Here is a 19,366-nt window from a genome sequence, read left to right as displayed (position 1 = left end):
CGGCTGCTCCCCGCAATAGGTGAAACTGAGACAAACACGGGTACGTTTCGCGACCACGTTTTGTCCGTCGTCGGGGGCCCGACATAACCGTGTCGCAGCAAAACGGACACAGTGGGGCACAAAGGCCGACGTAAAAGCCAACATTGACGGACAAAAACCGCTTTTGGAGTTGGCATATCTCTTGCGCTTTGACGTGCGAAGTTCACACCACGCACGGAGCCCTTGAATGTCCGCACCGATGATTTCGCTGGAGGGCCTTTCCGGCACGACAGCCTTCGATCAGTTGCCGGCGAGAGCGAGGTCCGCTGGCTGCGCATCTTCATCCTGCGGCTCCTCCGCAAAGCCGCACGAGATCGACACAGCTGTCTGGGAGAAGATCAAAGATCATCCTTGCTTTTCAGAGGAAGCGCACCACTATTTCGCGCGCATGCATGTGGCGGTGGCCCCGGCCTGCAATATCCAGTGCAACTACTGCAATCGCAAATATGACTGCGCCAACGAAAGCCGGCCCGGGGTCGTCTCGGAGAGGCTGACGCCCGACCAGGCGCTGCGCAAGGTGATCGAGGTCGCCAACGAAGTGCCGCAGCTTTCCGTACTTGGCATCGCCGGACCGGGCGATGCCTGTTACGACTGGAAGAACACGAAGGCGACAATTGAACTGGTCGCCAAGGAAATCCCCGACATCAAGCTGTGCATCTCCACCAACGGACTCGCGCTTCCAGACCACGTGGCCGAGCTTGCCGAAATGAATGTCGATCACGTGACGATCACCATCAACATGGTCGACCCGCAGATCGGTGCCAAGATCTACCCATGGATCTTTTATGATCACCGCCGTTATACCGGCCTCGAGGCAGCCACGATCCTGCACGAACGACAGATGTCGGGGCTGGAGATGCTGACGGCGCGCGGCATCCTCACCAAGATCAATTCGGTCATGATCCCCGGCGTTAACGACGAGCACCTGATCGAGGTGAATAAGTGGGTCAAGGAGCGCGGCGCATTCCTGCACAATGTCATGCCGCTGATTTCCGACCCGGCACACGGTACGCACTACGGCCTGAGCGGGCAGTGCGGCCCCACGGCAATGGAGCTGAAGACCCTTCAGGATCGTCTCGAAGGCGGCGCCAAGCTCATGCGCCACTGCCGGCAGTGCCGGGCCGATGCTGTCGGCCTGCTCGGCGAGGATCGTGGCCAGGAATTCACGCTCGACCGGCTTCCCGACAAGGTCACCTACGACGCCAGCAAGCGCGAGGCCTATCGCACGGTGGTCGCGCGCGAGCGGGGCGATCGCACGGCGGCCAAGAGCGAGGCGCTCGGGATGGTCAAGACCGCGGGCTCCGGCAAGTCGCTTCTGGTCGCGGTAGCGACCAAGGGTGGCGGCCGCATCAACGAGCATTTCGGCCATGCGAAGGAATTCCAGGTTTACGAGGCCTCGCCGAAAGGCATCAGCTTCGTCGGTCATCGTAAGGTCGAGCAGTATTGCCTCGGCGGCCGGGCCGAGGACACGAGCCTCGACGGCGTCATTTCTACGCTCGAAGGCGTAGACATCGTGCTGTGCGCGAGAATTGGAAATTGCCCCGAGGATCGACTCAAGGAAGGCGGTATCCGAGCAACGGATGCTTACGGGTATGACTACATCGAGACCGCCATCGGCGCGCTTTACGCCGCTGAGTTTGGGGGTGAACTACTGGCTGCGACGGCCTGAGCCGTCTCGTTCCAGCCGAACCGGAGTTGAAAATGGCCTATAAGATCATCGCTTCCCAATGTACCCAGTGTGGCGCCTGCGAGTTCGAATGCCCTTCCGGCGCGATCAAGTTCAAGAGCGAGAGCTACGTGATCGATCCAAAAAAGTGCACCGAATGCGAGGGGGCCTTCGAAACGCAGCAATGCGCCTCGGTATGTCCGGTGTCGAAGACTTGCGTTCCCGCCTGACCTCCATTTCGGCAACCGACAGGGTCGAGGCGCACTCCGAAGGACCATCACCTCCTGTTGGAAAGCTGCAGCCGAGAGAAAGGAACGGCCATGAGCCTCGGACGCGAACAGGACATCGAAATCCGTACACCCCCACGATTCATGCCGGGTGAGCGGGTCCGCGCCACACGCCACATAAAAAATGACGGCACCTATCCCGGCAAGGAGATCGGTGAAAACCTGGTGCGCAAAGGCGACGAGGGCTATGTGCGCGACATCGGCACCTTTCTCCAGCAATTCTACATCTATGCGGTCGAATGGGTCGATCGCGGCACCATTGTCGGCATGCGTGCGCGTGAACTCATGAGCCTTGAGACGGCCGTGATGCCTTGCACTGCCGAAATCGGTGCTGGGTTTGACGAAGGAACGCCCGGATGAGGGTAATGATCCGCAGGACCGGTGCTGGTTTGTCGGCATATATTCCCAAAAAGGATCTCGAAGAGCCGATCATCAAGGTCGACAACGAACACTTGTGGGGTGGGGCTGTGACGCTGAAGAACGGCTGGCGGTTAGTCTTGCCCGACCTTCCGCGGGATACGGCTTTGCCGATTACCGTGGAGGCAAGAAAGATTTCCGACGAGGACTGACCGTCGGGTTGGCACAAGAGAGCGGCAAAGGGATACGAGCATGAACACAATGACCTCGGGCCACCTCGTGGTCGTTCGGGACAGTTTTGCCGAAAGGCAGCTTGACCTTTTGAAGAAAGCGCTCGCGGCCGACGAGGTCATCCCCTATCTCGGCCCAGGTCTGCTTGAGATCCGCTCCGCGGGACCGCCCGTACCGCATACCCCCGAAGCCGTTGCCGCAGCGCTCAACAAGCGCACGCCAGCCCCTTCGAAGATTCGCACCAACATGTGGTCGGTAGCGCAGTATATCGAACAGCGCCGCCACCGCCGGACCCTTCAAGTTTGGATGGCCGAAATATTCGCGGCCCCGGTGGTGCCGACCATCTTGCATGCCTGGCTTGCAACGCTGCCGCTCTCCGTGATCGTCGACAGCTGGTACGACGGTGCCATGCGCGCGGCTCTAATCCAGGCCCGCCGAACGGACGTCGTCGAAATACAGGGCGTGACACGGGCGCACGAGATCGGTGACATTTGGACGAAAGCCTACGATTTGTCCGGGATATTACTCGAATCCGCTCCAGCGGCGAAGACGGTTCTCTACGCCCCTCACGGCGGTGCCAGGCCGGCCGCAAACTTCCTCGTCGCAGATTCCGACTACGTTGAAGTGCTGAGCGAAATCGACATCCAAACGCCGATCCCTGACCTGGTGAAGGAACGGCGAGCCAGCCGTGGTCTTTTCTTCCTCGGCTGCCGCTTCAACGATCAGATGCTGCGCACCTATGCCCGACAGATTATGAAGCGCTCCCATGGCCCACATTTTGCGGCAATCGATACAGCAACGCTGACCAGGAACGAGCGGCGCTTCCTTGCAGAAAGGGCAATCACGGTCATTGACATGCCTACGGGTCAAGCGGCGGCCCGTCTGGTCGGACTGGGCAAGACATTGCATGAATGCAAAAGTGCAATCGCTTGATCCATTCCCAGACGGAGAGCACGGCGACCAAAGCCGTCCGCTACACCACCTAGGGGGACCCGATCCCGCCTGCGGCTGCGAGCAGCATACATCCACGTCCGCCATTGCCGCATGTACCGCCTTGCGATAAGGTCTGCCCGAGGCATGGCGGGCCCCGGTTGGCGTTCGTACCGATGGCAGGTTCCTAAGCTGCGGCAGCAGTTCTAACTGGCGGCTTGAGTCGACTGCGCTCACGCACAGCCTCCAGGTGCGGCCGGTAATGCGGCCTCCCCATTTGGGCAAGGTTCCGACTGATCCTCTGCGCATCGCCGGCCGCAGAGAGGTCCGGTTTGCACCGTTAGCGCAGGCCAATATTGTGGCCGCCTAGGCATGTATGCGTCCCTCTCTTCTGTTTGGCCTGACTGAACAAGCTTGCACCCGCTCGGCCACGCAGTCCAACCAGGATGCGCGCATCATCATCAAGCCGCATGAACGCGGAGAAAATCCTCATACATCGCTCGTAACCCGGCACCGAGGGACGTTTTGGCTTTCCAGCCAAGGCCACGCATGCGCGTTACGTCCAGTAACTTGCGCGGAGTACCGTCTGGCTTCGTCGTGTCGAAAACCAAGTTGCCCTCCCAGCCGACCGCCGCCTTGACGAGTTCCGCCACCTCGCGAATTGTGACGTCCTCGCCAACGCCAACATTGATCAGGGGCGCAGTGTCGGGAGCCGTCAAGACGTCAAAATCTGAATCTGGCAGGCCAAGCAGGAATGCTATGGCATCGCCTACATCCGACGAATACATGAACTCTCGCCGAGGGTTTCCGGATCCCCAGACCTCAACCGAGGAGTCGCCGTTCATTTTAGCTTGATGAAAACGGCGTATCAGAGCAGGCAGAACGTGGCAATTTTTGGGGTCATAGTTATCGCCGGGACCATATAAGCTGGTCGGCATCAACGTGAGATAGCGTGTCTGGTACTGCCGGTTAAAAGACCAGCATGACTCGATTCCTGCGATTTTTGCCAAAGCGTAGGGACGATTCGTCGCTTCAAGCGGACCGGTTAGAAGGTATTCCTCACGTATCGGCTGCGGGCAGTCGCGTGGATAGATACACGAGGAGCCAAGAAAAATCATCCGTTCGACGCCGGAAGCGTAAGCGGCATCAAAAACACTGAGTTGAATCGCCAAGTTGTTATGAAGGAAATCGACGGGGGAGCTGGCGTTCGCCAGTATACCACCAACCTTTGCGGCGCACATAACGACGTAATCAGGTCTCCGCGACATGAAGAAGCTGCGCGTCTCGCTCCGATCAAATAGATCCAGTTCGCCGTGAGTGCGTGTTATTATCTCATAGGATCCCAACGCCTCGAGGGCTCTCATCGTGGCGGACCCAACAAGGCCGCGGTGGCCTGCTACATAGACTTTCTTCATCTTTATACTTTCCATTGATAGCGCTCTGCGCGCTCTTAAGAAGGCCACCATAGCACTCGACAACAAGCCCGCATGGCGCGCGGTTGTCAGCATAACTCTCGTGGACTGTGTGAATGATAACCTTGCTTCATCAGCACTGCGTCACGCTCTGCCATGCGCAAATCTTCCCGAACCATCTCCCTAACCAATTCGCTGAAGGAAATTTTTGGCTCCCACCCGAGTTTTTCTTTGGCCTTGCGCGCATCGCCGAGAAGTGTCTCGACTTCCGCAGGACGAAAGTAACGGGGATCTATCTTTACGATCAGAGCGCCCGTCTTTGCATCGTACCCCTCTTCGTCGACCCCTTCCCCCACCCAACGAGTATCCATGCCGAGTTCAGCGGCCGCGACGGTGACGAATTCGCGCACCGAATGTTGCTCACCGCTAGCGATCACAAAGTCTTCAGCTTGCTCCTGCTGAAGCATCAACCACTGCATCTGGACGTAGTCTCGAGCGTGCCCCCAATCACGACGCGCATTAAGGTTGCCCAAGAAGAGGCTCCGCTGCATTCCAAGCTTAATCCGAGCCAAGCCGCGCGTGACTTTGCGCGTTACAAATGTTTCTCCGCGCGCCGGTGATTCATGATTGAATAAAATACCGTTACATGCATACAACCCGTAAGCTTCTCGATAGTTCACGGTCATCCAGTGAGCATACAATTTGGCCACGGCGTAGGGGGACCGGGGATAAAACGGTGTGGTCTCGGTCTGTGGCGTTTCCCGCACCAGCCCGTAAAGCTCGGAGGTCGAGGCCTGATAGTAGCGCGTATGATTGACAAGCCCCAGGATCCGAATTGCCTCGAGGATACGCAGCGCCCCCAAGGCATCGGAGTTGGCGGTGTATTCTGGTTCTTCAAAGGAGACTGCAACATGGCTCTGAGCGGCCAAATTGTAAATCTCGTCCGGCTGAACAAGTTGGATCACGCGCGTAAGGCTGGACGAGTCTGTCAAATCACCGTGGTGAAGTGTAAGATCAACGCCACTTTCATGAGAGTCATGATAGAGATGGTCAATGCGATCCGTATTGAAAAGGGACGAGCGTCTCTTTATCCCATGCACAGAATAGCCTTTTCCTAAAAGCAGTTCTGCGAGGTAGGAACCATCCTGTCCCGTGACCCCGGTGATTAAAGCTACTTTTCTCTGCGACAAGCTTGAATCCTTTTTGATTTTGAGGCGCCCAAGAACCTACTTGCCTGCGGCGGGGTTGCGCGGCGAGAAGGGCAAGGCGAACGACGACGCTGCGCTAAGGCAGCGAGAGTTTGAGCGGGATGCCAACGCTTTCATGGAGCCGGGGAGCGTTCGAAGGCGTTCTCACTCGAGATCAAACGACGTGGGTCATTCAAATCGAATTCAATAATGCGCGGCACGACGAGGCGGGCATAGCGGCTGAAGGCGCTAGTCGGAGGAAAGCGAATTACAGTGTCACAACGACCAAGGAGATACATTTCAACGAGAGCGGAAAAGCCCCCTTCCGCGCCCAGTGCTGCACTGTGTAACGGGCCGGCCTGATCCGCCTGGAAGCGTTTTGGGACAGTGAAAAGTTCGGGAAATGCGCCCGACAAGTGATCCACAACCTTGGCGCTGTCTGTGCACAAGAACACCCTAACAGGCCTTGGATGCGGTTGCGCTTTGGCCATACGAATGGCAGTGCATACCTGCTCTAATGCGACCTTTTGATCAGCCCAGTAAGGGGTGTGATCCATAATATTCTCGCCGTTGCCGTGGCGGACATGGACTCCAATTATGCTATGACCCGCAAAGTGTTCTTGGTAAAGCGCTTCAATCCGATCCTCGATTTCGGCCCTCGGCGTGATGCTCCGAAATATCGTTCGCTCGGCTTGCTCATCGCAACGCCACATCAAACAAGCATCACAAACTACGGTGTTGGCTTCACAATCATCCTGGGCCCGGAAGAGATCGCTAAGCTCGTCACGTTCTTGGAAAATCTGTTCATCCGGACGGTACACGCAGTCAATGGATGGCTTGTTCCACCACGACGGGAAGAACGGTCCGGGGAATGAGACGTGGTTGATCTGGTCATCGCAAATGACCGGTACACCACCGATCTCCTCAATTGGCTTGAAGAAAACCGGAAAGGCATTCGCAAAAGGGTCGTCAAGGTAGCAAGAGCCGCGCCAATCTATTGCTAAAGCTCGGCCCGTCCGATGTGCGTATTCCCACGCCGATGCGAGAGACCACAGGCAATCACCGAGACCCTCGCGCCGTCGAGAAACAACGTACCGACCAATTCTTGAGCCAGTAACACGCATCTACATTGTCTCCTTCAGAACACCGTAGGCATTAAGAAGCTTGAATATGTCGCCCCCGCACACACCAACCGCCAACGATCGTAGTCGTTGCCAATTTCATTGGTATAATGTTCGTATCATTGTCTTGAACTGGCCAAGCCATAGACGCTGCTATCCTTCGGCCCTTGGCCGCTGTGTTGATGGATGCGAGCAGGAACGCAGCACTGCTTCCGCAATTGCCCCCGCTCCTTTGCGAGAACTTCACGCCTGGTCTGCCGGCGTCGTTCAGTTGAGCAGGTCTGCTAGCATGGTTTCACCGGACCTCCGGCCCTGCACCGGTGCAACTTCGAGAGCCTTCGAACGGTTGTGCGTTGAAGACCCCGGTCGGCTCGCAGGTGTTCTCAAGAACTCAGAGAGTTCGAGATGTTCGGCAAGCTGCAACTCATTTTCCCAGCACAACCTCCACCCATGTCAGAGCGTATGCGAAGACTTCCTCTTTTTCGGATTCGTTTGTGCACCTCACGCGATAGAGCAGCAGCGGTGCATGTCAGTTAGCCGGTCTATGAATGACAGGCTCGGATTGGTAAAATCGATTGTTTAGATCGCGAGCATCCAGCCTATGGATAAGTGACAGACTGCTCGTCGAAGTCGGCAAACGGCCCGCGAAGCGGGCGCTCGGCAAAGGTCTTCAGGCTCTCATCCAGCCGCTTGTTGATGGCCACGCTCGATGAGGCCCAGGACGCATGGCCGCACAGCTCAGCCATGATCGCCCTGACTTTCCTGGTCGACACCCCTGCACATACATCTCCGCTAGGGTGGCCACCGAGGCGCTTCGAACACTCGGTGGAGAAACGGCCGGTGTGATCCTGGGGAACCCGCAGCTCAAGCACTGGGGACGGGGGTGCGGCCATATATCACTGAGAGATAGCCCGGCCGCTCCTGTGTGCGTTCTCCATCAGATGCCCCGGCGCTCGCCATTGGCGGTCCAGGAGGCGTTGTTGACCGGCATCAGTCGGCGGGCCTTGCCTCAGCTCGCAGCGAGAGGATCGGATATCTTCGCGCCTTTCGGGAAGCGGCGGGATGCGGAGCGTCAATACATTCGCTGGAAGGCGCCCTTTGCCAATGCTTCTTTTGCCATCGCATTCTCTGGTTCAACGATCCATGTGGGAGTTGGGTAAGCGCGACCACCGCTTACACCGAGTAGTGTTCTGCCGGGCCGCTCGGCCGAGGTGAAAACTCACGCTGCGAGCTTGGCCCGGGAGCGCCTACCGACCTGGTGTTCCGAGTAGACCAGCCGTCGGATCGGTTGGAGCCGTGACGTTCCCCCCTTTTGGATAGCTTCAGCAAAGCAACCTCCGGGCGGCCAACAACCGCCTTTTATTTCGGGGTATTTGAAAAATTCGACCTTGCCTGCTATGTTGTCTAAAATCGAATTTTGTTGAACGGACCTGTGAGGAACCCCGATGACGAAGACTGCTGTACGTATCCGTCGCGGCCGAGGGTCCGTGGGCAAGCGGACGAGAACCCTTCCCAAACTGGCTGAGAAATTGCAGGTCCGCCGCTTGGCCAGGATTAAGGCCGTCCTGCAGAGGGCGGAAGAATCCGGCCTGCGCGCTGAGAAGGACGGCAGGATTGCGGGGCGGGTGAGTGTTGATCTAATCAAGAAGGCCAAAGCTCGAACCGGATTGACGTCTGATACCGAACTCGTCGAATTTGCGTTGGCTAATGTGGCTCTGGAAGACAACTTCGCCGAGACCTTCAGGAAAACACGGGGAACTGTGGATCCGACGCTGAAGCTCGGATTCTGAATTGGCCGATTTCGACTTTGGTGCGGCCGTAACATGGTCGCGATTTGATCCCCAAAAAACCTTAAGCCGCCGCCCGGACATGGAGCTGCCTATCATCGGCAACCTCGTCGGGGCGGGGCAAGAACTGCTGCTGGACACCTGCGTCTACATCGACGGTTTGCAAGGCCGGGCGCCTGAAGCAGTCGCCGACCTCCTCGAGGTCAGGCAGGTCAACCATTCCACCGTAGCGATCCAAGAGCTGATGCACACCGTCGGTGTCCTTGACCCGAAACATTCGGGCACGGGCAAGGCGATCAAGCAGATCGGGACCATGATCAAGGATATGCCTCCCCATCGGGTTTTTGCGCCAGATCCCGATGTCTTGGGCCGAGCCGCCCTTCTGTCTGGAATGCTGTGTCGCCTCCAAGGCTACAAGCATGATTCAAGGCTTCGGGCACTTCAGGACTGCGTGTTGTTCCTGCATGCGCAGAAATTGGGGTTTACCGTTCTAACGGGCAACATCAGCGACTTCGACTATCTACTGCAGCTAATCCCGACGGGTCGGGTTTTGATGTATCGGCCAATCTGAATATAGCCCCCCTCAGCGGTTCTAAATTATAATTTGGCGATCTTTGCTACCTCTTATGACTATGGCCAAGTTAATGCATGATGTTTTTTCAGCCCCATATCCTTGCCATAGGTTTGTTGCCGTTGATGGGGGACAGCACGGGGACGGGATGGGCCTCGATACGACGGTTGATGCAGCTCTTATCCGCGGGTCGTTACCGCATTTTTTCCGCAATTCGTCTTGGGCTTTCCTCGTCTAATGTCGGCCGTTGTGGCGATGCTCCAGCCACGTACCGCTGTCATCTCCCGTAGAGAACGGCCGTCCAGGCTCTCCCTTTAAAAACCAAAGAATGATCCAAACCCAGGCTGGAATCGAGGGAAATTAGCCGATTGCAAGCGGGCTGGTTCGGAACTTTGGGTCTCCCGCCGAGCGAACCACACAATCTTGCTCTGCAATTGTAGCAAATACCTGAGACCCGGGGATTTCTTGGCTTGGCACGACTGTTGCGACTGGCATTGAAGCAGCGTTCGACCGGAGCGCCGCAATGGGAGAAGCGCGGGAAGGGAGGAAGAGCCCGCCCCAAACCGGTCAGGGAGAGAAAACTTACATGTTGACCCCACTGGCCCCCAGCGAAAATCGCGCATCCCGCAAGACTCTTTGTGCCAAGCCTTACGTGCAGGTGCTTGTCGCAATCATCCTTGGAGTTGCAGTTGGCCATTTTTATCCGCAAATCGGAGAACACATGAAGCCGCTCGGCGATGCCTTCATCAAGCTCGTCAAGATGATCATCGCGCCCGTTATTTTTCTGACCGTGGCGACCGGAATTGCCGGCATGAGCGATCTTCAGAAGGTCGGCCGTGTTGCCGGCAAGGCGATGGTTTATTTCGTCACCTTCTCGACGCTCGCGCTTCTCGTCGGCCTCATCGTCGGCAATGTCATTCAGCCTGGCGCCGGCCTCAACATCGATCCGACCTTGCTCGACGTCCAGGCCGTCAATGGCTATGCCGCAAAGGCCCATGAGCAGTCCGTCGCCGGCTTCCTGATGAACATGATCCCGAGCACGATTGTCGGCGCCTTCGTGGAAGGCGACATTCTCCAGGTGTTGTTCTTCTCTGTCCTCTTCGGCATCGCGCTGGCGATGGTCGGAGAATCGGGCAAATCGGTTCTTTCCTTCCTTCAGGACCTAACTGCACCCGTTTTCAAATTGGTCAGCATCCTCATGAAAGCCGCGCCGTTCGGCGCTTTCGGAGCAATGGCCTTCACAATTGGCAGATATGGCATCGCTTCGGTGGCCAACCTTGCGATGCTGGTCGGGACCTTCTATCTCACGGCCTTTCTCTTCGTGTTCGGGGTTCTCGGTGCAGTCTGCCGTTACAACGGCTTCTCGATCTTTTCTCTTATCCGCTACATCAAGGAAGAGCTGCTGCTGGTTTTCGGAACGTCCTCCTCCGAGGCCGCGCTGCCCTCTCTCATGGAGAAAATGGAAAAGGCCGGGGCCAAGCGCTCGGTCGTGGGCCTGGTCATCCCGACCGGATATTCCTTCAATCTGGATGGCACCAATATCTATATGACCCTGGCGGCCCTTTTCATCGCGCAGGCGACGAATACGGATTTGTCAGTTAGCGATCAGGTCCTCCTGTTGCTCGTCGCGATGCTTTCCTCGAAGGGGGCAGCAGGTGTCACAGGTGCCGGCTTCATCACGTTGGCCGCTACGCTGTCCGTAGTGCCGTCTGTTCCCGTTGCTGGAATGGCGCTGATCCTTGGCGTCGACCGCTTCATGTCGGAATGCAGGGCACTCACCAATTTGATCGGTAACGCGGTGGCATCGCTCGTCGTCGCCCGCTGGGAAGGCGAATTGGATCAGGCGCAATTGCAAGCTGCCTTCTGCGGCCACCAGCCTGCCGAGACATCAACCGGCCAGCCACTGACAGCGCCCGCGCCGTGCAAGGCGGGAGCATCGCTACCGGTTGAACCGCCTGGCTGGTCGCAAACGCCCGACAATCGAGCCGCGGGGTCCAAACGGCCTCGCGCCGGCCGATGAAATCAAGAATCCCGAAATGCAGTGAGTGCAAAATCTGTGCGCCTTGCGAAGGTCCCCGCACTGGTCACGACACACAAGCCATCGACGATGCGCTTGATGCTTACGAAGATTGCGACGGTTCGTGGAACCGGGCGCGGAGCTCAACCGGGGCCCCGCGGTCAGCTCTCGTCGAGGCACGGCTGAACAATTCGCCCACGCTCTACGCAACGAAAGCGACCTTGGCATAGAGGGATCAATGATCTATGGGCATCGATGATGTCGAAGACGGTCGGAAGGCGCGTCGTTCACGTTTCGGCTTCTGCCTCGCACCACGCCACGACAAGAGTTCCGGTAGCGAACAGGATCAATGCAGGAATGACAGATTTTACTGAATCTTACCTCTACCGGGTTTCTTCCTGATGTCCTTTTAATCAGACTCGGACCATGGCGAAGCGACCCACAATTGCTGATATCGCCCGGGAAGCCGGGCTCAGTGTTGCCACCGTTGATCGAGTTCTGAATGCCCGTCATCCGGTGCGGGAGGAGACTGCGCAGCGGGTCTTAGCGGCGGCACAGGCCATCGGATATCACGCCGCAGGTCTTATCAAGCAGCGCCTGCAGCGGGACCTGCCGCAATATCGGCTTGGCTTCATCCTGAGAAAACCGACTCACCACTTTTACCAGCGCCTCGCGCGTGAGGTTGAAGCGGCGGTCAACGCGGCGAAGTGCTTCCATGGCACTTCGCTCATCGAATTCGCGCCGTCGCACATGCCGTGCGACCTTGTTCCACTGCTCAAGGAATTCGGCGCGCGCTGCCACGCGATCGCCATGGTGGCGCCGGACCATCCGGCGATCACGGCAGCCGTCCAAGAACTCAAGGCAAAAGGCATCCCCGTTTTCTCGCTGCTTTCCGATTTCGCCGAAGGTGTTCGTGAGGGCTATATCGGCCTCGACAACCGCAAGGTAGGGCGGACGACAGCGTGGATGCTTTCAAAGGTTGCAAGACGGCCGGGCAAGGTGGCGATTTTTGTCGGCAGCCACCGTTTTCAGGGGCAGGAGCTGCGGGAGGTCGGCTTTCGCTCCTATTTTCGCGAGAATGCACCGACATTCGAGCTGCTCGATCCGCTCGTGAACCTCGAGGCACGGCAGATCACCTACGAGGCCACGCTGGATCTCATGCAACGGGAACCCGAACTCACCGGCTTCTATGTGGCCGGCGGAGGTATGGAGGGAGCGATCTCCGCGCTCCGTGACGAAGGCGAAAGCCGCGGTCTCATCGCGATCGTCAACGAGATCACGCCGGAGTCGCGGGCAGCACTCGCAGATGGCATAATCACGATGTCGGTCGCCACGCCCCAGCGCCTGCTTTGCCAGGAACTGATGACGCTGATGGCCCAGGCCATCAAGGTCGGCACTTCGGAGACGCTGGGGCAGACTTTTCTGCCGTTTGAGATCTATCTGCCGGAAAACATCTGAAAGACTGATAAAATACTATCATGAGAGCCTAATTTCCTTTCATCGATGAAAGAAAAGCAGCGGGAGTTTGGTTGACTCACCTCCGTCATTCCGGTCTCGTTTAACAACGGATAATTGCTGCGCGACGGAAGCCAGTCAGCCGAGAACGACGACCCGCACTTCATGGAAGAGAAAGGAAAGCCATGCGTCAAGCATCGCTCCGCTTTGCGATCGACCGCATGACGCCGCCCCAACTTGCCAGGGCCGCACTTGCCCGCGGCCCCGGCCTGACCGGCATCGACATTAACGATCATCTCGGCGGCCATCTAATTGGTCACGAAAAGCCGGCTGCAGACGTCCGTCTCGCTGACGGATCAATCGTCAAGACTACCTTCGTCAACGCCTTTTCGTGCTTCAATGAATTCCCGCGTGCCAGGCCGAGGCGAGCAAACCCGTCGATTGTGCAGCGGCCTGCAGAGCGAAGACGCCCACGAATGCGATTGGCCAAGGAAATCCGCGCGCCGGACAATAGGCGCACTTGCCTCGAGCGTCGATTTCACGGCGCGAGATGGATGATCACATGCAGCACGATGCTCGCACCTGCGTGCAAAGTGCCAGGCAGATCTGGTCACGCGGCATATCGCTTCCAGAAATGAAAACGCCTAATTCAAAGTCCGAGACGAATCACGTGGTGTCTCTTGTGCCGCTGCACGAGAGGGCGCCAGATATCTTCGAAACATCGAAAGCACTCACCGCCCCCGCTGCGCTCGAAGCCACGTTGGCCAACGTCGTCGATCTCCTGCCATCGTTGGTGCAGGTGCGGCACGGTATCATCTCGCTCTTCAACGGTGCCGGCACACCGGACATGATCGTCGGCGCCGGCTCGAGCGAAGGCAGCGATGAGCACCACCGGAAGCATCTGCCACGGACGGCGATCGACCAGATCATAACGACGGGCATGGCGCTCGTCGCCGAGAACATAGCGGTGGATCCGGCCTTCAACGCCGCCGACAAGGACGTGCTCGGGGCGTCCGACAACATGAAAGTGTCGTTCATCGGCGTACCCATTCGCGTCGATGCGAACGTCGTGGGCACGCTGACCATCGACCGCATCCTGGACAACAAATCAGCCTCCCTCCTCGATTACGACCTCCGCCTCCTCACCACGATCGCCAATCTGGTTGGGCAGACAGTGAAGCTGCATCGCCTGTTCGCGTCCGACCGCGAGCGACTGATGGCCGAGAAAATCCGGATGCAAAAGCAATTCGGCGAGCTCAAGCAGCCTCGGCATGAGGGCAAAAGGGCTCATGTCAAGGGGATCATTGGCGACAGCCCGGCGCTGCGCGGGCTGCTTGAGAAGGTCGCGTTAGTAGCCAAGTCCAACAGTACCGTTTTGCTGCGCGGGGAATCCGGGACCGGCAAGGAGCTGGTCGCCAAGGCCGTTCACGAGCTGTCGGGGCGCGCCAAGCGGCCGTTCATCAAGCTCAATTGCGCAGCGCTCCCTGAGACAGTCCTGGAATCCGAACTGTTCGGTCACGAAAAGGGTGCCTTTACCAGTGCATTCAACTCGCGCAAGGGGCGCTTTGAGCTCGCCGACAAGGGAACGTTGTTTCTGGACGAGATCGGCGAGATTTCGGCCTCGTTCCAGGCAAAGCTGCTGCGCGTGCTGCAGGAGCAGGAGTTCGAACGGGTCGGCAGCAACCAGACGATTAAGGTCGACGTTCGCGTGATTGCTGCCACGAACAGGAACCTGGAACACGCTGTTGCAAGGAACGAGTTTCGCGCCGACCTTTATTATCGCATCAGCGTTGTTCCCTTGCTGGTGCCGCCATTGCGCGAACGGCGCAGTGATATTCCGCTCCTTGCCGCTGAGTTTCTCAAGAATTTCAACAGCGAGAACGGCCGTACCCTGGTCTTCGATGCGAGTGCGACTGAAGTGCTGATGAACTGTGCTTTTCCCGGAAATGTCCGCGAGCTTGAAAATTGCGTGCAGCGGACAGCGACCCTGTCAGCGGGAGCGTCAATCGTCAGAAGCGACTTTGATTGCTGCCACGGCCGATGCCTTTCCGCGATGCTCTGGAAGCACGCATCGACGGAGGCTGCGCCGAAATCGGAGCCGATCGCACCATCGCCACTGAACCCGGCCATGCAATCGTCTGGTGCTGTTGCTTCGGCCGCCTTTGGGGCCCCGCCTGTTTACAGCGATCAGGCACTGCCAGCGCCTGTTCGGGTGGCCCTCGTAAGCGACGCGAAGATGACCGATCGCGAGCGTCTCATCGCGGCCATGGAAAGATCCGGCTGGGTACAGGCAAAGGCAGCGCGCCTGCTTGGACTGACGCCGCGCCAGATTGGTTACGCGCTGAGGAAATACGGTATCGAGATCAAGTGTCTCTGAACCGGCTGTCGGACTTCCGACATGTCGGGGCCGCGACATACCGAGCGGGGCGAATAGCTGAGACAAATCAAGCGTTGGTTGGTTCGGCTCGGACTCGGTGAGGCGGTGCAGCCTTCCTGTCGGCGCCGGCTGCTATCAAGAACGGCCCGCTTCCGGCGAGCTTTGGCGCCGCCACGCGCTGCCGGCCGACAGCCTGAGATCGCTCAATCCACGTCTCTCCTCACCCGGCGTCACCCACGGCGAGTGTCGCGTTTGGCATATTTTTGTCCAGGTGCGAAGAGGTAAAATCGCCAGAGCGCGTGGTGTTGGCGCGACGAGTGGTATGATAAAAGAACAGAGCTAAATCGGTTTAGGCAGGCGGAGCTCTGCCAAGTAGGCCAGGAACCATGGATCAGGCAAAGGGACCGAGGAAAGGCAGAGCTATAGGCAAGACCAACGACGTCAACGCGGACCTGATCGCAGTCGTCGTCGCCGTGAACGACGCTGGACCATGTGTTCTGACCATCGAACAGGGGGCCGCACTTCCCTCGGGCCCGTTTGAGCTCGCTCATCGTTCGCTCCAGTCGAGCCTCAGGGCATGGGTGGAACTGCAGACCGGCCAGCCTCTCGGTTACATCGAGCAGCTCTACACCTTCGCCGATCGCGATCGGACCGGCGGCAATGAGCGCGTGATCTCGATCAGCTATCTCGCACTCACCCGCGAAGAAGATGCGGGCGCCTCGGGCAGGCCCAGCTGGACGAGCTGGTACGACTATTTCCCTTGGGAGGATCATCGCTCCGGCAGGCCCCCGATGCTGGAAGAATTGTGGCCGCGCCTTATCGAATGGGCGCAAGGCGCGGACGACGGCGCGACGCGCTTCGATCGCCGGCGGCGAGCAGCGGTCGCCTTTGCCATGGACGACCGGGCATGGAACGAAGAGCTCGCGCTGCAGCGCTACGAGCTGCTCTACGAAGCCGCCCTGGTGGAGGAAGCAAAGCGCGGCGGCGATTCTGCCATCCTCGCTCCGGTGCCGGGCAGATCGATGAGCGCCGATCATCGCCGCATTCTGGCAACGGCTATTGCGCGGCTGCGCTCCAAGATCAAATACCGGCCTGTTGTGTTCGAACTGATGCCGCCGCTCTTCACGCTTTTACAGCTACAGCGAACCGTGGAGGCGCTCTCCGGCAGGCTCATCAACAAGCCGAACTTTCGCCGGCTCATAGGGCAGCAGGAGCTGGTTGAGAAGACCGGAACGACGACCGCCGAGACCGGCGGCCGGCCGGCGCAGCTCTACCGCTTCCACCATGCCATTCTAGACGAGAGGCCTGTGGCCGGCACAAAATTGCCGCTCGCACGGGCTTGACACCACTTATAGTCACAACGATTATAGGCCTTATAATCGCGTTGACTATAACTGGAGGCTCGATGAGCGCCGTCCTGCCTTCGAGCGCCTCCCTATACGACCGCGTTCGGCGCGTTATCCCACCGATCGAGTGGCCGGTCTTCGTTGACGACATCGACGCGATCCTGAAACTGAAGCGACAGCGCAACGCGGTCATCCTGGCGCATAACTACCAGACGCCGGAGATTTTTCACTGCGTGGCTGACATCGTCGGCGACAGCCTGGCGCTGGCCCGCAAGGCGATGACAGTCGACGCCGATGTGATCGTACTAGCCGGCGTGCATTTTATGGCTGAAACAGCCAAGCTTCTCAATCCGGACAAGACCGTGCTCATCCCGGATCTCGCCGCCGGCTGCTCGCTGGCCGACTCGATCACGGCCGAAGACGTACGCCTGATGCGGCAGCGTTATCCCGGTGTTCCGGTCATCACCTACGTCAACACCTCCGCCGCGGTGAAAGCTGAGTCAGACATCTGCTGCACCTCAGGCAACGCGCTCGCAGTGGTGAAGTCCCTCCGGGTGCCGCGCGTGATCATGCTGCCCGACGAATATCTGGCGAAGAACATCGCGGCACAGACGAAGGTTGAGATTATCGTCTGGAAGGGGCATTGCGAGGTGCATGAACGCTTTGAAGCGGCCGACATCCGCGAGCTGCGTGAGGCCCATCCCGGCATCAGCGTACTTGCCCATCCCGAATGTCCGCCCGCGGTCGTGGCCGAAGCCGACTTCGCCGGCTCGACGGCGGCGATGTCCGAGTATGTCGCGCGGCATAGGCCGGCGCGTGTGGTGCTGATGACGGAATGTTCGATGAGCGACAATGTCGCGGTCGAGCATCCGGACGTGGATTTCGTGCGTCCATGCAATCTGTGCCCGCACATGAAACGCATCACGCTCGCCAACATCCGCACCGCGCTCGAGGAGAATCGTCACGTCGTCACCATCGATCCGCACGTCACTGAACGGGCCCGCTGGGCTGTGGAACGCATGCTCTTTGTATGACACCCGACATCCATGACATTGGCGGGGCGCCGGTCATCATCGGCGCTGGCCTCGCCGGCCTGCTGACGGCGCTTCATCTGGCGCCCCAACCGGTCGTTCTTCTCTCTAGAACCCCGCTCGGAACCGAAGCCTCAAGCACGCTTGCCCAGGGCGGGCTCGCAGCCAGCCTCGGCGAGGACGATACCCCGGAACTCCACCTCACCGATACGCTTGCTGCCGGCGACGGACACTGCGACGAACAGATGGCCAGGCGGGTGATTGAGGCCGCACCCAAAGCCATCGAGAATCTCATCCGTCTCGGCGTTCCCTTCGACCGCTCACTCGACGGGAGGCTGCGGCTCGGCCTGGAAGCGGCGCATTCGCGTCGCCGCATCGTCCACGCCGCCGGCGACGCAACCGGCCGCGAGTTGTTTCGGGCGCTGCTCGGCGTGGCGCGGCGAACCCATTCGATCACGATCATGGAAGGCATGACAGCGCTTCGCTTGGTTGTGTCGGAGGGCAGCATTGTGGGCTTGCTGGCTGTCTTGCACGGCGGCGTGTTCGCATTGCCCACACGCCGCGTGGTGCTGGCGACCGGTGGGATAGGCGGGCTGTTTTGCGACACAACGAACCCGCTCTCCTCATTCGGGCATGGTCTTGCGCTTGCCGCCTGTGCTGGAGCGGAGCTCGCCGATCTCGAATTTGTGCAGTTCCACCCGACCGCGCTCGATGGTCCGTGCCGGCCAATGCCGCTTGTCAGCGAAGCGGTACGAGGCGAAGGCGCGGTGGTGATCGATGAAGACGGCCATCGCTTCCTGGCCGACACACCGGGGGCAGAACTCGCATCGCGCGATGTGGTAGCGAGGGCGATCTCGGATCAGCTCGCTGTCGGGCATCGGGTCTATCTCGATGCCCGACATTGCCTCGGGCAGAAATTCGCAAGACGCTTTCCGGCGATCGACGCTATTTGCAAGCAGGCCGGCATCGATCCGGCCGTGGAGCCTATCCCCGTGCGTCCCGCTGCTCACTATCACATGGGCGGAGTGGCCGTTGACGCCGAAGGGCGTAGTTCCGTTAGCGGCCTGTGGGCGTGCGGCGAAGTCGCATGCACGGGACTGCATGGCGCCAACCGGCTTGCCAGCAACTCTCTCGCGGAAGCTGTTGCGACAGCAGTCTGGGTCGCGGCAAGCGTGGCTGGATCTTGCGCGGGTTGGCAGTGGCCCAGGCTGCCGGCAGTCTTTCCATTGCGACCCGACCCTTCACCTGTACGCCAACTTGTCTCTAATGCGCTTGGCATTGTTCGGAATGGCAAAGCTCTGCGCGAGGCGATCCCGACCCTTCTGCCGATTGCCGTTGGCGAGACCGCCACGGCCGACCCGGCCCTGGTTGCGCTGTTGATCGCGATCGCGGCATTGCGCCGCGAGGAGAGCCGCGGTTCGCACTACCGGTCCGATTTTCCTTGTCGCGAAGCCGCCGCCCTCCCCTCGCGACTGACGCTCTGCACAGCCTTTGAGAGTGCCGTCGCGCTCAGCTGGCAGAGATCCGAACGGAGCCGTTGATATGACTTCAC

At 59.1% G+C, this 19,366-nt stretch carries 17 protein-coding genes and 2 pseudogenes; 13 read left to right on the top strand and 6 right to left on the bottom strand.

Going from position 1 to position 19,366, the window contains the following annotated elements; all coding sequences use genetic code 11:
- Positions 1-226: 226 nt before the first annotated feature.
- The 5 genes from nifB to CK230_RS25990 all read left to right on the top strand — a co-directional run bounded on the left by nifB (position 227) and on the right by CK230_RS25990 (position 3,513).
- The gene (gene nifB, locus CK230_RS26010; RefSeq protein ID WP_095796096.1) at positions 227-1,708 is read left to right on the top strand and encodes a nitrogenase cofactor biosynthesis protein NifB; all 1,482 of its coding nucleotides are present in this window, start codon (positions 227-229) and stop codon (positions 1,706-1,708) included.
- 32 nt (positions 1,709-1,740) lie between these two features.
- Positions 1,741-1,935 carry a 4Fe-4S binding protein gene (locus CK230_RS26005; protein WP_095783662.1) on the top strand — a complete coding sequence of 65 codons (195 nt, stop codon included), beginning with the start codon at positions 1,741-1,743 and terminating at the stop codon, positions 1,933-1,935.
- A 90-nt stretch (positions 1,936-2,025) separates the two neighbouring features.
- Positions 2,026-2,352, top strand: a complete 327-nt coding sequence (locus tag CK230_RS26000; protein ID WP_095796097.1) for a nitrogen fixation protein NifZ — start codon at positions 2,026-2,028, stop codon at positions 2,350-2,352.
- A complete protein-coding gene (gene nifT / locus CK230_RS25995) occupies positions 2,349-2,561 on the top strand; it encodes a putative nitrogen fixation protein NifT (RefSeq protein ID WP_067318665.1) in 213 nt (70 codons plus the stop codon). Before CK230_RS26000 ends, nifT begins: the two co-directional genes overlap by 4 nt.
- Positions 2,562-2,601: 40 nt before the next feature.
- Positions 2,602-3,513, top strand: a complete 912-nt coding sequence (locus CK230_RS25990; RefSeq protein ID WP_095796098.1) for an SIR2 family protein — start codon at positions 2,602-2,604, stop codon at positions 3,511-3,513.
- 458 nt (positions 3,514-3,971) lie between these two features.
- On the opposite strand, the gene CK230_RS25985 is transcribed toward CK230_RS25990, so the two are convergent.
- The 5 genes and pseudogenes from CK230_RS25985 to CK230_RS25965 form a co-directional block, all read right to left on the bottom strand.
- Positions 3,972-4,925 carry a GDP-L-fucose synthase gene (locus CK230_RS25985; protein ID WP_280952413.1) on the bottom strand — a complete coding sequence of 318 codons (954 nt, stop codon included), beginning with the start codon at positions 4,923-4,925 and terminating at the stop codon, positions 3,972-3,974.
- 86 nt (positions 4,926-5,011) lie between these two features.
- A complete protein-coding gene (gene gmd / locus CK230_RS25980) occupies positions 5,012-6,112 on the bottom strand; it encodes a GDP-mannose 4,6-dehydratase (protein ID WP_095796099.1) in 1,101 nt (366 codons plus the stop codon).
- Between the two features lie 131 nt (positions 6,113-6,243).
- Complete coding sequence (locus CK230_RS25975) at positions 6,244-7,233, bottom strand: nodulation protein NodZ (protein ID WP_095796100.1); 990 nt, start codon at positions 7,231-7,233, stop codon at positions 6,244-6,246.
- A gap of 295 nt (positions 7,234-7,528) precedes the next feature.
- A pseudogene (locus CK230_RS25970) lies at positions 7,529-7,671 on the bottom strand (acyltransferase); the annotation flags it as partial.
- A gap of 191 nt (positions 7,672-7,862) precedes the next feature.
- Positions 7,863-8,181 (bottom strand): annotated as a pseudogene (locus CK230_RS25965) (transposase); the annotation flags it as partial.
- A 494-nt stretch (positions 8,182-8,675) separates the two neighbouring features.
- On the opposite strand from CK230_RS25965, the gene CK230_RS25960 reads away from it, so the two are divergent.
- From CK230_RS25960 to CK230_RS25940, 4 genes are all read left to right on the top strand, one after another.
- On the top strand, positions 8,676-9,020 hold the full coding sequence (locus CK230_RS25960; RefSeq protein WP_095796102.1) for a hypothetical protein: 345 nt from the start codon (positions 8,676-8,678) through the stop codon (positions 9,018-9,020).
- 1 nt (position 9,021) lies between these two features.
- The gene (locus CK230_RS25955) at positions 9,022-9,588 is read left to right on the top strand and encodes a DNA-binding protein (protein ID WP_095796103.1); all 567 of its coding nucleotides are present in this window, start codon (positions 9,022-9,024) and stop codon (positions 9,586-9,588) included.
- 586 nt (positions 9,589-10,174) lie between these two features.
- Entirely contained in the window at positions 10,175-11,608 is a 1,434-nt protein-coding gene (locus tag CK230_RS25950) for a dicarboxylate/amino acid:cation symporter (protein ID WP_095796104.1), read from the top strand.
- Between the two features lie 423 nt (positions 11,609-12,031).
- Positions 12,032-13,063 (top strand): LacI family DNA-binding transcriptional regulator, encoded by a 1,032-nt coding sequence (locus CK230_RS25940; protein ID WP_095796105.1) that lies wholly within the window; start codon positions 12,032-12,034, stop codon positions 13,061-13,063.
- Here CK230_RS25940 and CK230_RS32685 read toward each other — a convergent pair.
- Positions 13,042-13,368: a hypothetical protein gene (locus CK230_RS32685; protein ID WP_141246098.1), complete on the bottom strand. Its 327-nt coding sequence runs from the start codon at positions 13,366-13,368 to the stop codon at positions 13,042-13,044. The genes CK230_RS25940 and CK230_RS32685 overlap by 22 nt on opposite strands.
- A 254-nt stretch (positions 13,369-13,622) precedes the next feature.
- On the opposite strand from CK230_RS32685, the gene nifA reads away from it, so the two are divergent.
- The 4 genes from nifA to CK230_RS25920 all read left to right on the top strand — a co-directional run bounded on the left by nifA (position 13,623) and on the right by CK230_RS25920 (position 19,355).
- Positions 13,623-15,437, top strand: a complete 1,815-nt coding sequence (nifA, locus tag CK230_RS25935) for a nif-specific transcriptional activator NifA (RefSeq protein ID WP_245330188.1) — start codon at positions 13,623-13,625, stop codon at positions 15,435-15,437.
- A gap of 386 nt (positions 15,438-15,823) precedes the next feature.
- On the top strand, positions 15,824-16,780 hold the full coding sequence (locus tag CK230_RS25930; protein WP_095796107.1) for a hypothetical protein: 957 nt from the start codon (positions 15,824-15,826) through the stop codon (positions 16,778-16,780).
- Positions 16,781-16,842: 62 nt separating this feature from the next.
- The gene (nadA, locus tag CK230_RS25925) at positions 16,843-17,817 is read left to right on the top strand and encodes a quinolinate synthase NadA (RefSeq protein WP_095796108.1); all 975 of its coding nucleotides are present in this window, start codon (positions 16,843-16,845) and stop codon (positions 17,815-17,817) included.
- Positions 17,814-19,355: an L-aspartate oxidase gene (locus tag CK230_RS25920; protein WP_095796109.1), complete on the top strand. Its 1,542-nt coding sequence runs from the start codon at positions 17,814-17,816 to the stop codon at positions 19,353-19,355. Before nadA ends, CK230_RS25920 begins: the two co-directional genes overlap by 4 nt.
- The last annotated feature ends 11 nt before the right edge of the window (positions 19,356-19,366 follow it).

Origin of the sequence: Mesorhizobium sp. WSM3859, from assembly GCF_002295065.1 — a bacterium.
Classification (GTDB): domain Bacteria; phylum Pseudomonadota; class Alphaproteobacteria; order Rhizobiales; family Rhizobiaceae; genus Mesorhizobium.
This window is presented reverse-complemented; position numbering and strand designations above follow the sequence as displayed.